This is a genomic window from Nocardioides sp. JCM 18999 (assembly GCF_055391175.1).
The window spans coordinates 444,053-457,161 of sequence record NZ_AP043887.1 but is presented as its reverse complement, the minus strand read 5'-3'; the positions used below and the strand labels follow the sequence as shown (position 1 = coordinate 457,161).

Genomic DNA, 13,109 nt, shown 5'->3' with positions numbered 1-13,109 from the left:
TCCAATTAGTGGCGTTCGCTCGCCGCGCCGTTCGCAGTTTCAACCACACCCATCGGCGCTCAGCCGTACTGTGCGTCGATAGGAATCGAGTAACAAGGAGCAGGCGATGCCCAAGAACAGCACTGAGCCGCCGGCTCAGGACTTCCCATCAGTCTTCTCAGCCCGCGTCGTCGAACGGGCGCTGGTTTGACGCGATGCTCAACTACACCGCGATCGACTTCGAGACCGCAAACTACTACCGAGGTTCACCCTGTTCAGTCGGCCTCGTTCGAGTTCGCGACGGGCGCGCCGTCGACGAGCGACATTATCTAATCCGCCCGCCCGAGGGCGCTGACTGGTTCGATGGCTGGAACATCGCCATCCACGGGATCACCGCCGAAATGGTGGCCGACGCACCGCGATGGAAGGACATCCTTCCCCACATCGTGGACTTCATCGGGAACGACGTAGTGGTTGCCCACAACGCGGGCTTCGACATCGGCGTAATCCGCTATGCCTGCGCCATCGACAACATCGAGTGGCCCGAAATGCGCTTCCTCTGCACTCTCGTCATGGCCCGGCGGTGCCTTGCCCTGCCGACCTACAGGCTTCCGTACGTCGCAGAGCACCTCGGCTTTCCCCTCGAAAACCACCACGACGCCCTCGCGGACGCCTACGCCGTCGTCGAAGTCATCCGCCGTCTCGCCGACAAGCAAGGTGTCACAGACCTCGACTCACTCGCTGAGTCCGTGAAGGTTCGAGTCGGGCTCATGAGCAGCGGCATCTACAGCGGTAGCGTTACCACGGCCAGCAGCAACGGCCACCTCGTGAGGCCGGACCTCAACCCGGACGCCGACCAGGGCGGCTACTTGTTCGGCCGGGTTGTCGTATTCACGGGCAAGCTGATGTCGATGACGCGGCAGATCGCATGGGAGGAGTGTTCCCGAGTCGGAGCACTTGCTGAGTCGGACACGACAAAGCGCACCAACGTTCTCGTCGTTGGCGACATCAATCCCGCTGTCCTCCGACCCGGCTCCAACCTCACCGGCAAAACACGCAAGGCATTTGATTTGCAAGACAAGGGTCAGGAGATCGAGGTGATGACTGAGGACGACTTCCTCCGGTGCCTCGACGGCAACCGTCTCGATGGCAATGAGGTGTTACTCAATCTTGCATGAAAGACGGACTGCGGTGTCCCGTAGGCCGCGCTATCTCGTTCAGTGGCCAACCCCACCCGAATGGCCAGGCTCTGTGGGAAACGGACTCGAGGTCGGGCATCTTCATGCCCCTGGCGGGTCGGCGTGCGACCGATCGTTCCGTCGAAGCAGGGTCCGTGGCGCCGAAACGCAGCCTCGAGCGAGCCGGCCTCGGTAGCATTCCCACATGTCTGCGACAAGGGCACTGACAGCGCTCCGGGAGTTTGTCGCCGAGCGCGACTGGGCCCAGTTTCACTCGCCAGCGAACCTCGCCAAGTCAATTGTCATCGAGGCCGGCGAGCTTCTCGAGCAGTTCCAGTGGACCGACGAATTCGACAACGACGCGGTCAAAGCCGAGCTCGCAGATGTTCTGACCTACGCCTACCTTCTCGCCGATCGCCTCAAGCTGTCCCCCGACGAGATCGTCCTCGAGAAGCTCGAGACCACCCGCGCGAAGTACCCCGTGGATCGATCCCGAGGCCGAAGCGAGCGGTATGACCAGCTTCCGGATTGAACGAGGCTCCTTCTCTCCCCAACAGATCGAGGCTTGGACTGCCCTCGAACCTCGCTTCCGCAACTGGCCAGTTGTCTACGCCCTCGACGGGGCAAATCAGATCTACATCGGAGAGTCGCTCAGCGTCGCCACGCGCTTTCGACAGCATCTCGCCTCCCCCGAAAAGCAGGTGCTGCGCGGGGCTCGAGTGGTCCTTGACCCAACGTTCAACAAGTCGGTGTGCCTCGACCTTGAGTCGTTCCTGATCCAGCGGATGTCAGGCGACGGAACGTACGAAGTCCTGAACCGGAACGTCGGGATCTCCGACCGTGACTACTTCGGGCGCGCCGACTATCAGAAGGTTTTCGCCGACATCTTCGAAGAGCTCCGCGCAGACGGGCTCTTCAACAGCACCCTCCAACAGATCGAAAACTCCGACCTCTTCAAGCTGTCCCCCTTCAAGGCGCTGACGGCGGACCAGGAGGCCGTCGTCCTGGACATCCTTGAAGGCCTGTTCGAGGACATCGAGGCAAGGGTCCCGAGCCAGATCGTCATCCAGGGCGATCCAGGCACGGGCAAGACCGTCGTTGCGATCTACCTGCTCAAGCTTCTCAGCGACGTGCAGGCCTGGGATCCCAAGGAGCCGGTCGATGCCGATACGCCGCTGGCTGAGTTCTTTCTTGAGGGCTACCGCGGCCTGCTCCAGGGGTTTCGCCTTGGCCTCGTCGTTCCTCAGATGTCGCTGCGTAAGACGATTCAGCGGGTCTTCAAACGAACTCCCGGGCTGCATCCCTCGATGGTGATGTCGCCCTTCGAAGTTGGTAACAGCGCGGAGCACTTCGATCTCCTCGTCGTCGATGAGACACACCGCCTCCGCCAGAGCGGCAACCAACCCGCCGGCCCCCTCTACAAGATGTTCTCCGACATCACGACGAAGCTGTTCGGCTCCGATGATCCCGACATCACTCAGCTCGACTGGATCAAGGCGAAGAGCACCCACCAGGTCTTCCTGATGGACTCAGCTCAGAGTGTCCACACCGGTGACATCTCCTCCTCGACGCTCGCAAAGCTGATGGCACGGCATGACGATCAACACCGCACTTACCGACTCATGACGCAGATGCGCGTCGCGGCTGGCGAGGACTACGTCGCGTACGTCCGGTCAGTCCTGAGCCCCGCCGCGCCCCAGCCGCAGTCATTCGCCGACTACGACGTCCGCATGTTCGATGACCTTGGCGACATGCAACGCGCCATCCAAGCGCGTGAGACCGAGGTCGGGCTGGCTCGGATGGTCGCCGGGTTTGCCTGGCCGTGGAGCAGCAAGAAGGACAAGGCGGCATACGACATCGAGGCCGACGGCATCCGGCTCCGCTGGAATCAGACGGACGTCGACTGGGTGAGCTCGCCGACGTCCATCGACGAGGTCGGCGTCATTCACACGATCCAGGGCTACGACCTCAACTACGCCGGCGTGATCATCGGCCGCGACCTCCGTTACGACCCCGCCAAGGGCAGGCTTTGGTTCGACCGCGCGAACTACTTCGATCCGACGGCAGCCAACAACATGCCCCGCCGAGGCATCAAGTTCAGCGACGAGGACATCCTGGGCCTCGTCCAGAACATCTACGCCGTCCTACTCACCCGAGGCATTCGAGGGACGTACGTCTACGTGTGCGACGAGGGTCTTCGCAACTACTTGCGCCCGTACTTCAACGCGACTGTCTAGGCGCTGACGAGGCTGGCCGCAGCGAAGAACTCGCTGGGCATGGCGTGCTCGAGTTTCCATGTGATCGCGATGGGACGCTCTCCGACATGGCTGACGTACGACGCCGGTCCAAGGAAGACGTACGGAGCCGTTGCAAACTCGCCCTGCTGCTCGATACGACAGAACAACAGCACCGTGCTCGTTCCCTCGAGGTAGCGCCTTCCGGTCGCGGATGTCAGCGACGTCGCGTTCTGCGACTCCCAGTGAAACAGCGTCGGGCTGATCGGATAGTCGCGATACATCGTCGTCGGGGAGTAGTCCGCTTCCGACTTCTTCAAAGTCACGAAGAGCACATCGACATTCAGCCCCTCCGAGTACGCAACGCCTTGCATCATGCTCGTGGGCTTGCGCTGCAGGTTTGCGTATTCCAGCGCGGCGAGGATCTCCTCGCGCTGGTAGGAAGAGTGGATTCGAAGCGGCACGTCGGCGAGGGCACCACTCATGGGGGCGGCACCGTGCCGTGACTCGTCGAAGACCAGGTCGACCACCGCCTTGAGTTCGGCCGTGACCGCCTGCTCGCTTCGGATGGCTCCGAGTCCCTCATCGTACGAAGCGAAACCCCCTCCGCTCGGGAACGCAGAGAAGAACAGCATGCGCGCAAGCCGTTGCTCCGCGGGCGTCAGATCCCCGTAGTCCCGGTCCGAGGCGAGAAGGCGCTGGTACCCCTCGGCGCGCACGCCGTCGTCGACGTGGGCGAACGCACGGATGCGCTTGAGCAGCTCAACCTCGTGTGTGGAGCCAGTCGGGGTAGGGAGGTCAGCATCGCGACGGAGTTGGGTCCACGACTTCTTACCGGCCCGAAGCACGTCTGGAAGTTCGAGGCCTGATTCGTAAAGGAACGTGGCCAAGTCGAGATCGCCGTAGGAGCGAAGCTCGGCAGTCATTGACCTCCAGCTGTTCGCCACTTGGGTTCGAAGATTCTCGAGGATCAGGCTTTGCGCCTGGCGATCCATGACGATCTGACATCCCGACGGCAGGAATGGGAAGCCGCGCTCCACTTCCCGTTCGAGGCCACGACGGGTCTCACCCGTCAGCGCTCGCAGCTTCTTGTCGAACCTGAACTCCTGGCGATGATGACCAACGAAGTCGAGGACCGTCAGAACCGCCTTGTCGTGGGTTCGACGCAATCCTCGGCCGAGTTGCTGCAGGAAGATCGTGGCGCTCTCGGTTGGCCGCAGGAACAGCACCGTGTCTACCGAGGGGAGGTCCAATCCCTCATTGAATAGGTCAGCAGCAAAGAGGACGTTGACCCGACCGGCCTTGAGGTCGTCCAACCCGCGTTGCCGCTCGGCGGGAGGCGTGTCGCCATCCACCGCACGTGCGGCAATGCCAGCGGTGGTGAAGGTGTCCGCCATAAAACGGGCGTGGGCAACGCTGACACAGAATCCCAGCGCTCGCATGGCGCCGGGATCGATCACCTTGTCGCGGAGTTGCTTGAGAACAAGCGCCGCCCGAACTTGGTTCCCTGTATAGACGTCTGAGAGCTCGGCCTCGTCGTACCTCCCACGACTCCACGCGACGCGACGAAGGTCGGTGCCGTCCGAGACGGCAAAGTAGTGGAACGGGCAGAGGAGATCTTGTCCGAGCGCATCCCACAAGCGCAGCTCGGTCGCCGTCCGCCCATCGAAGAACTCCGCGCGAACGTCGATCCCGTCCGCACGTTCCGGAGTCGCGGTGAGCCCCAAGAGTTCTCGAGGCGTGAGGTGGTCCAAGATCCTGCGGTAGGTCGGCGCCTGGGCGTGGTGGAACTCGTCGATCACGACAACGTCGTAGCTATCGGCCGGGATGTTGGTGACGCCGTACGACTGAAGTGACTGGACGCTGGCAAAGACGTGGTCCCAGCGCTCCGGCCTTGCTCCAGCGACGTAGAGCTCCCCGAACTCTGGGTCGGCCAGCACCTCGCGGTACGTCCGCAGCGATTGCTCGAGGATCTCCTTGCGGTGAGCCACGAAGAGAAGTCGCGGGCGGTCAGCTCGCGTCGAACCGCATAGTCGTCGGTAGTCGAGCGCCGCGACGACCGTCTTCCCCGTTCCCGTCGCTGCCACCACCAGATTGCGGTGTCGTGCGTGGAACTCGCGTTCCACCGCGATCTCGTCGAGCATCCGCTGTTGGTATGGGAAAGGGCGAACCTCGAGTCCTGAGAGGCTGATGGTGACTCGGTCGCTTGGCCTGCGCCCTGACGCCTCAGCAAGGGCGTCGTCAAGCCGGTCGCGATCCCGGTCCGGGTCGTAGAGCTCGAAACTCGCATCGTTCCAGTACGTATCGAAGGTCGCCCGGAACTTCTCCAGGAGAGACGGGGTCGCAACACGCGAGAGTCGGACGTTCCACTCCACGCCATCGAGGAGCGCAGCCCGCGAGAGGTTCGAGGATCCGACGTACGCGGTGTCATACCTCGTCTCGCGACGGAACATCCATGCCTTCGCGTGCAGCCGGGTGCGTGCGGCGTCGTACTGGATTCGAACTTCAGCGCCAAGCTCTCGGACCAGGCGATCGAGAGCACCTCGCTCCGTCGCGCCCATGTACGTCGTCGTGATGACTCGCAATGGAGCTCCGCGCCGACGCAAACGTCCGAGCTCGTCTTCGAGAAGGCGAAGTCCATGCCACTTGACGAAGGCGCACAGCAGGTCGACTTCGTCTGCTGTGTCGATCTCGGCGCGCAGTTCCGCTCCAAGATTCGGCTCACCTGCGCTGTTCGTCAGCAGGGCAGCCTCGGACAGCGGTGTCTTTGGGCGAACCGATTCAATTCTGAATGCCCCGGGCGCCGCGGGGAGCGTCAGGCTCCGAAGTTGGCGCGCTGGCGCGATGACAGATGACTCGGGCGCATCCAAGAGGGCGACGAGTTCGTTCAGGAGTCCGAGTCGACGGTCAGGGTCCGTCCGGCCCTCAAGGGCACGGCGGGTCAACTCGTAGACGTGCCGGGCAAGAACATGCGCCTGGTCGGCAGTGTCGACGTTTGCGATATCCGCGGTGAGCTCACTCGCGAGGTCGAGCACCGCCTGAAGCTCGTTAGTCACCAGACTCTCGTGGAGCCCGAGCTCAATCGGCATTTCCGTCACGGACTCAAAGCTCTCATGCCCCATCACTCGCGTTCACCAGATCGACCCGATTTACGACGTGTCGGGACGGAAGGACCCGTATTGAAGGGGCGCCGAGGCCACGCGTCCCGAGCAACCATCCGCCATACGGAGGACGTCAATATTGGCGTCCTCTCACATCGACCGACTGCCGCTGCCAGGATCTATCGCAATCGATTGAAAGAACCGAGGGGCAGCCCAATGAGCCGGAGTGAGAAGTCCTTCCCCCGGCGTCAGCTCGCCGCCGATCTTCGGAACTACCTGCGTCACAACCGTCTACGCCTACTTCTTGTGGGCGCATATTTGTTCGCTCTCGGGACCATCTTCAGCGTCGTCGAGTATCTACTCCTCCAGCACGTCCCGGCCTTTTGGTACGGACTGGGAGCCGTGCACGCGACCATCGTCGCAGTCTTCGTTGGGATGGTTGGGGTCATGTGGCTCGCCAGCTCTCAACGGGCGATACTCCTGTTGCGAGGAGCGTTCGGCGAAGACAACACGACCGACGTACTTAAGGCGGCCCGGCGTAAGACAATCTGGGGCTATGTCACCAGCGTCGAGGTCGCGAGCGGCGACGTCGATCACGTGGTTGTCACCCGCGCCGGCGGCGTACTGGCGATTGACTCGAAGTGGCGGAACGAAGTCACCCCCGACAAGATTTCGGCCATGGCGGACTCCGCGCGAAAGGCCTCACGCCGCGCCGAGCTCATCATGCGATCAGAACAAGTCGGAACCCTGAAACGCGACTCACGGGCACGGCATCGGTCATCCGGGACCGCCTATCAGGTGCGGCCCATCGTCGTCTTGTGGGGAGCTGAAGGCCACCGAATGCCCGCATCCGCCATTCACGGGGACGTGGAGTTCGTCGCCGGGCCGAATCTGGCCGCATGGCTCAGGGGCATCGACGGGGAACACGTCGATGCCGCCTCCGCTCGCGATCTGCTCAATCGATTGGCCGCGTTCAAAGTGCGGCCGACAGCTCAACGACGCCCGGCCGGATCAGCTTCAACCTGAGATTGTCGTCGCTACCCCTGGCCTTCCGACGCCCCGCCGATCGTGCCTCCTCCGCCGCGTCCACTCCCCACCGTTACTAGCAATCGACGGCTCACCAACTAGTCCTCCTTTCAGGCCGCTTCACCCTCCCAACCAAGCGGCACGCATGCTACGAACGTAGGTAACGGGAGGACTGCAAAGGACCCCCTGAACTGCGGAAACACGGTTGTCGACGGTTGTTGCGGGAGGCGCTTTCGATGCACGGCGGGCTCAAGATCTATCGCGGCGCAGCTGCGGCCGCGCGGCACTACGTCGAGGCCGATCGATCGCGTGCCGATGACTATTACCTCGCCGAGGGCAGCGGCCTCGCCATGCACGTCATCTCGCGACGCAGGTCCGACACCGGCTCCGTCATTCTCGACCGGTCCCCGGACTTGGACGGCGATACCTACGAGCGCTGGGTCGCGGGCCTCGACGTTGACACCGGGGCCGCCAAGGGCCGGCTCCGCAAGGACGACCAAGCCGTGCGGTTCCTTGAGGTGACGGTCAACGGGCCGAAGACCTGGTCGCTCGCCGCTGCCCTGCATCCGGACATCGCCGAGGCGTACGACGCCGCCCAGATGGCTGCCGCAGACGAGATCGTCACCTGGCTCGGGACCCACGCCACTACCCGAGTTGGACCGCGCGGCCGACAGGTGCAGGTACCTGTGGAGCAGCTCGATGCAGCTGTCGTCCGACACTTCACCTCCCGAGCCGGCGACCCCCATCGACACCTCCACCTCCAGATCAACGCACGAGTCTTCGCCGCCGGGGCATGGCGCGGGATCCACACCGTCGGCGTTCGCGACAGCCTCGAGGCGATCAACGGGATCGGACACGCCGCAGTGATGACGAACCCCGAGTTCCGCGACGCACTTGCCACCCACGGATTCCACCTCGACCCAGAGACCGGCGAGGTCGCCCAGCTGGCGTCGTACGTTGCCGCCTTCAGCGCACGCGCCCGCCAGATCGAGGCCAACATCGAAACCTACGAGTCCGAGTGGCGCGACGAACACCCTGATGAGGAGCCAGGGCCGGCCCTGCGCCAGGCATGGGACCGCCGGGCGTGGGCCGATGCCCGCCCGGACAAGGTCGTCCCGATCTCGGGCGAGGACCTGCGGCGCCGGTGGATCGAAGACCTCACCGAGAGCGGATTCACTCCCCCGCCCACATCCACCGTGACGGAGTACCTGAAGCCGGGCGAACTCAACAGGGACGCAGTCGTCGACCTCACCCTTCATCGCCTCGCTGCCAAGCATTCGGCCTGGAACGAGGCCGACTTACGTGGCGAGGTCGAGCGGATCATCGCGGGAACGGGAGAGGCCATCGATCCCGTCGTTCGCCGCGAGCTGGCCGAAGACCTCACCGCGCGCGCCGTTGCCTCGTCGAAGCGACTCCTCGAGCAGGCCGACGTGCCCGAGCACATCCGCTCGCTAACCTCCGACCGCGTCGTCGCGGTGGAGCGAGAGCTCATCGACCGGATCAATCGACGCGGCAGCGCAGGCGCCCTGTCGATCATCGAAGGCGCCGCCGGGGCAGGCAAGACGACCCGACTCGCCACCACCCGACAGCAGGTCGAGAGCCACGGTCATCGAATGGTCGTCGTCACCCCGACCCGGAAGGCATCCCAGGTCGCCTCCGGCGCAATCGGGGCGCCGTCGTACTCCGCCGCCTGGCTCCTGCACCAACACGGGTTCCGCTGGGACGAGGACGGACGGTGGACTCGCGTCACCTCCTCCCCCGACACGCGAGCGCGGCTGCGCGCCGGAGACCTGCTGGTCATCGACGAGGCCGGGATGGTCGACCAGGACACCGCTCGCGCGCTCCTCCGCATCACCGATGAGGCTCGCGCCAGCGTCATGCTCGTCGGCGATCGCCACCAACTGCCGGCCGTCGGCCGCGGCGGCCTCCTCGACCTCGCAGCTCGGTACGCCCCCGACCGGGTCAGCCAGCTCGACCACGTCCGTCGGTTCACCGATCCCGAGTACGCCGACCTCTCGCTGCGGATGCGAACCGGCGACCGGCCGGGCGACGTCTTCGACGAACTTCTCCGCCGCGGCGAGATCGTGGTCCACGCCAGCGACGCCCAACGTCAGGGCCAGCTCGCGCAGCGCGCGAGTGTCGGCGACCTGGTGGTCGCTGACACCCGCGACCAGGTAGCCAAGGTCAACCTGCTCACCCAGACCCGATGCCGCGCCTTCGGGGACGTCACCGACGCCGTTCTCACCGCTGCCGGAGAACGGATCGGCGTCGGCGACCGGATCGCGACCCGCCGCAACGACCGCGACGCCGACGTCGCCAACCGCGAGACCTGGACCGTCATCGCGAACGACCGCGGCCAACTGACGATCCAAGGGGAAGCGGGCCGCCGAGTCCTGACGCCCGAGTACGTGCGCCAGCACGTCGAGCTCGCGTACGCGACCACGGTCCACGGCGCCCAGGGCTCGACCGTCCCGGTCAGCCACGTCGTCGTCGGCGAGCACACCGGCGCCGCTTCGGCGTACGTCGGAATGACCCGTGGCCGCGAAAGCAACGTCGCCCACCTAGTGGCCGACTCCGTCGAGGAGGCACGCGAGCAATGGATCGGTGTCTTCAGCCGCGACCGCGCCGACCTCGGGCCGACATACGCGCGTGAAGCCGCCGCCGAGGCAGTCGAGCGCTACCGGCCGATGCAGCGTCCGTACGTGTCCCGACCGCCGCTGCGACGCTCGAGGCCAACGACTCCGCCACCCAACCTCACACCCCGGCCGCCGGCGCCCTCGCGCGGGCCGGGGCTCGGGATGTGAGCGATTAATCCGTGGGTGGTGGACGCGGGTCGAATCTCGAGCGCCGCGGCTTCGGTTTCGGCCGCGGTGGCGGTGGTGGCAGCGGGGTCCACTTGTGGATGCTCGCTCGCGAGGTTCGGTACCGGTCCTCGTCGTAGAAGTAGCTCAGGGCGTCGATCTCGAGCGGTTCCTGAGCGAGTCTGATCGGCCAGAACCACGCCTCGCGGACCGGGTCGGGCAGGTCGAGCTCCTCCCACACGTCGACGAGGAGACCGCCATCGATCCAACGGATCATCTGCTCCGGGAGCCCGCGCCGAATCAACTGTGTGTAGGCGCCTATGCGTTCCTCGCGGTCGCGCAGGTTCCACGTACTCTTCCCGCCCACCTGGATAAGGTTGGGAAGCTCTAACGTCGCGAAGCACGTCGGGGTCTCGACGCCCCACAGGATGCTCGGCGCCCAGAACGGCACGATCCCCTGCGGATGATGCTCGGTCCAGTCCACGTGTATCGCCAGGCTCAGGTCGTGGCCGGCGGCCTCAATGATCCGCTGGGCCACTTTGAGCGTCGGGGACTTCACCCCTCGCTCGTACGCCGACAGCGTCGCCTGCGACGTACCGGCCCCCTTCGCCAACTCGACCTGAGTGAGTCCGCGGGCTCGACGGGCGACTTCGATCAGGTACGACCGATCCATCCGTCGACCATAACTCCGATCGGATGTACCCAGCCAGGGCTGCCCTCGGCTCCCCGATCGGGCCGCCGACCCTCCTCCGTATGGGGGAACTTCGGCGCTCTCCACCAGAATCGCATATCCGGTTGAATCTATTTGCACCTCCGGTTGGTGTGGCTCGTGCACCTCACTGTTGTCCGCATCTCCCGCGGACCCTCACCAAGAAGGAGTGGTCATGCACACCAACACCCACGATGTTCCCTTCCGGGAGCGCCACGACGACGATCTCCTCACCCTCGACCAGGCGGCGGAGATCCTGATGAAGTCACCGAACACGCTCCGGTGGTGGCGCCAGACCGGCGATGGACCGGCCTTCTTCAAGATCGGCCGCTCCCTCTACACCACCGTCGGCGACGTACGGCGCTTCATCCGCCAGCAGCGGATCGCGGAGAAGCCGGTGCTCGAGCGGCCGAAGGCGGTCTGATCAGATGGAACCGATCCGCGACGTCGACGACCCGCGCCACGTCTTCCTCCATTCCAAGGACGTGCTCAGGCGCTACGGCTGGGGAACGACCCAGGGCTACGAGAACCTCAAGGACCGGGCGTTAATCCCGGCCCCTCTGATGACCCACCCCAACCTGTGGCGGCTAGACCAACTCCTCGCTTGGGAAGAGAAGCGGATCGCGTTGGCCGAATCCGCTTCGATCGAAGCATTCGCTTCGGCGGCCCCGCAGTTCGAGGGCATCGCCGAACTGCTCCCCCAGCCGAAGCGTCGCGGACGATCGGCCTGAGAGAAGGACCCTACGGGTCAGGGCGCCGGCGAGCTCGCCGGCGCCCTGCACCTGACCTGAGTTTCGCTCTGGCCGACCAGGTCGAACGCGGCGGATCGACGCACCTGCAACCGCCGTCCCGGTTCGCGCGACGCACGCAAACGTGCCGGTCTACCAAACCGCCTACCCCTATGCCGGACCGATCTTTACGTCCGTAAGGGCCGGAATACCAATCTCCAACAGCGTCTCGTTCCGCGTCTCGTCTGCGCGGGGCCAAGTTCGCGCAGCCAATGCGTCGCCAACCATCGTGCCAAGGTCATGTGCCATTACAACTCGATAAGCAGGAGCCAACCCAAATGGTAGGTCGATGCGTTCGATATAGGACGGGCATCGTGCCTTCACGTCTATCGAACCCCAGACAAGGTCGACCCGGATGCCCTCGGGATTTGGGTCGGCGATCGGTTTCCGTGCCGAGACCGCGGCATCTCGGTTCGCTTCCGATGGCTGACCGAGGTAAGTCATCGCCACTAGCGCTCTGTCCAGGCAAATAGCCAAATGACGGACTGCAGCTAGTGACATCGCTTGCTGAAAACGTCCCTCCGAGGAATCGTCGGTGCGGTAATTTAGATAGCGACCGAGGAGCTCGGAAACCAGTCGCATGGAATTGCGCACTCGGACCGGAAGACGTTCGATCCAGACGACCCATTCTTCGGCGACGCCCGGGTTTACAGCGAGCCATGACCTTTGGGCATCAGCTCGTTCCAAGATCTCGGTGGCGAGATTCTTGTAATCCGCATTCAAGAGGATAACGGGACCAGGCTCCTCGGCCGCGGACGGCAACGCCCCAAGCGCGTGACGCAATCGCTCACCGTCAACTTGCAACCAAAGCGAGGGGCTCGGCTCTGGAGCGGGCTCGCCGAGGGCCGCCGAGATTCGGCTCGCGTCGACGGTCGCACTCGTGCCGCTCGACATGTAAACGATCGATTCAAGTTCTTGAGGTAGATCGCTGCCCGCGACGCCGTCGACCAACACGCTGATGATTTTGGGCGCGGCCGGACTGTTCAGGGCTAATCCGATTTCCTTTCGTACGAACGGGGAAGCCAGGGACGTCTCGGAAGCCACAAGTAGGAAAACCTCCGACCCATGGATTGCGTCCTCGATCGGCGGCCACAGGGTGTCGCCAAGCATTTGATGCGTCTCATCGACCCATACGTCGTGCCCTCGTTGATTGAGCTCGAATGCTAACTCGTGAACGTAGCGGCGGTCCGCGTGGGAATGGGAAAGAAAGATCACTGGCCGAAGTCTAGAATGACCGCGCTTCGGGCGTGGGGCCTTAGCCTAAAGGTGCGGTCGCAAGCGATCGGCGATGGA

Annotated in this window: 10 protein-coding genes; 7 read left to right on the top strand and 3 right to left on the bottom strand. The window is 64.2% G+C overall.

Translation table 11 applies throughout. The annotated features are described in order from the left end of the window. Positions 1-194: 194 nt before the first annotated feature. From ACZ5J1_RS02150 to ACZ5J1_RS02140, 3 genes are all read left to right on the top strand, one after another. Complete coding sequence (locus tag ACZ5J1_RS02150; RefSeq protein WP_464562064.1) at positions 195-1,157, top strand: exonuclease domain-containing protein; 963 nt, start codon at positions 195-197, stop codon at positions 1,155-1,157. A gap of 205 nt (positions 1,158-1,362) precedes the next feature. Further along, entirely contained in the window at positions 1,363-1,689 is a 327-nt protein-coding gene (locus ACZ5J1_RS02145) for a nucleotide pyrophosphohydrolase (RefSeq protein WP_464562062.1), read from the top strand. Further along, positions 1,670-3,394: a DNA/RNA helicase domain-containing protein gene (locus ACZ5J1_RS02140; RefSeq protein ID WP_464562061.1), complete on the top strand. Its 1,725-nt coding sequence runs from the start codon at positions 1,670-1,672 to the stop codon at positions 3,392-3,394. Before ACZ5J1_RS02145 ends, ACZ5J1_RS02140 begins: the two co-directional genes overlap by 20 nt. Here ACZ5J1_RS02140 and ACZ5J1_RS02135 read toward each other — a convergent pair. Next, complete coding sequence (locus tag ACZ5J1_RS02135) at positions 3,391-6,480, bottom strand: DEAD/DEAH box helicase (protein WP_464562059.1); 3,090 nt, start codon at positions 6,478-6,480, stop codon at positions 3,391-3,393. The genes ACZ5J1_RS02140 and ACZ5J1_RS02135 overlap by 4 nt on opposite strands. A 228-nt stretch (positions 6,481-6,708) precedes the next feature. On the opposite strand from ACZ5J1_RS02135, the gene ACZ5J1_RS02130 reads away from it, so the two are divergent. Both ACZ5J1_RS02130 and mobF read left to right on the top strand, forming a co-directional pair. Next, positions 6,709-7,518 (top strand): nuclease-related domain-containing protein, encoded by an 810-nt coding sequence (locus ACZ5J1_RS02130; protein ID WP_464562057.1) that lies wholly within the window; start codon positions 6,709-6,711, stop codon positions 7,516-7,518. Between the two features lie 236 nt (positions 7,519-7,754). Continuing rightward, positions 7,755-10,322: a MobF family relaxase gene (mobF, locus tag ACZ5J1_RS02125; RefSeq protein ID WP_464562055.1), complete on the top strand. Its 2,568-nt coding sequence runs from the start codon at positions 7,755-7,757 to the stop codon at positions 10,320-10,322. A 4-nt stretch (positions 10,323-10,326) separates the two neighbouring features. Here the strand turns inward: mobF and ACZ5J1_RS02120 are convergent, their stop codons facing one another. Further along, a complete protein-coding gene (locus ACZ5J1_RS02120; RefSeq protein ID WP_464562053.1) occupies positions 10,327-10,992 on the bottom strand; it encodes a helix-turn-helix domain-containing protein in 666 nt (221 codons plus the stop codon). A 211-nt stretch (positions 10,993-11,203) separates the two neighbouring features. On the opposite strand from ACZ5J1_RS02120, the gene ACZ5J1_RS02115 reads away from it, so the two are divergent. Together ACZ5J1_RS02115 and ACZ5J1_RS02110 are read left to right on the top strand one after the other, a co-directional pair. Beyond that, positions 11,204-11,452 (top strand): helix-turn-helix domain-containing protein, encoded by a 249-nt coding sequence (locus ACZ5J1_RS02115; protein ID WP_464562052.1) that lies wholly within the window; start codon positions 11,204-11,206, stop codon positions 11,450-11,452. A gap of 4 nt (positions 11,453-11,456) precedes the next feature. Continuing rightward, positions 11,457-11,759, top strand: coding sequence for a hypothetical protein (locus tag ACZ5J1_RS02110; RefSeq protein ID WP_464562050.1), 303 nt, complete (start codon positions 11,457-11,459; stop codon positions 11,757-11,759). Positions 11,760-11,927: 168 nt separating this feature from the next. Here ACZ5J1_RS02110 and ACZ5J1_RS02105 read toward each other — a convergent pair whose 3' ends face one another. Further along, positions 11,928-13,031 (bottom strand): toll/interleukin-1 receptor domain-containing protein, encoded by a 1,104-nt coding sequence (locus tag ACZ5J1_RS02105; protein WP_464562049.1) that lies wholly within the window; start codon positions 13,029-13,031, stop codon positions 11,928-11,930. Positions 13,032-13,109: the final 78 nt, after the last annotated feature.

Coding starts and splice junctions, on each gene's coding strand:
- ACZ5J1_RS02150 (WP_464562064.1), top strand. CDS start 195: ATGCTCAACTACACCGCGATCGACTTCGAGACCGCAAACTACTACCGA.
- ACZ5J1_RS02135 (WP_464562059.1), bottom strand. CDS start 6,480: ATGCCGATTGAGCTCGGGCTCCACGAGAGTCTGGTGACTAACGAGCTT.
- mobF (WP_464562055.1), top strand. CDS start 7,755: ATGCACGGCGGGCTCAAGATCTATCGCGGCGCAGCTGCGGCCGCGCGG.
- ACZ5J1_RS02110 (WP_464562050.1), top strand. CDS start 11,457: ATGGAACCGATCCGCGACGTCGACGACCCGCGCCACGTCTTCCTCCAT.
- ACZ5J1_RS02130 (WP_464562057.1), top strand. CDS start 6,709: ATGAGCCGGAGTGAGAAGTCCTTCCCCCGGCGTCAGCTCGCCGCCGAT.
- ACZ5J1_RS02120 (WP_464562053.1), bottom strand. CDS start 10,992: ATGGATCGGTCGTACCTGATCGAAGTCGCCCGTCGAGCCCGCGGACTC.
- ACZ5J1_RS02140 (WP_464562061.1), top strand. CDS start 1,670: ATGACCAGCTTCCGGATTGAACGAGGCTCCTTCTCTCCCCAACAGATC.
- ACZ5J1_RS02145 (WP_464562062.1), top strand. CDS start 1,363: ATGTCTGCGACAAGGGCACTGACAGCGCTCCGGGAGTTTGTCGCCGAG.
- ACZ5J1_RS02115 (WP_464562052.1), top strand. CDS start 11,204: ATGCACACCAACACCCACGATGTTCCCTTCCGGGAGCGCCACGACGAC.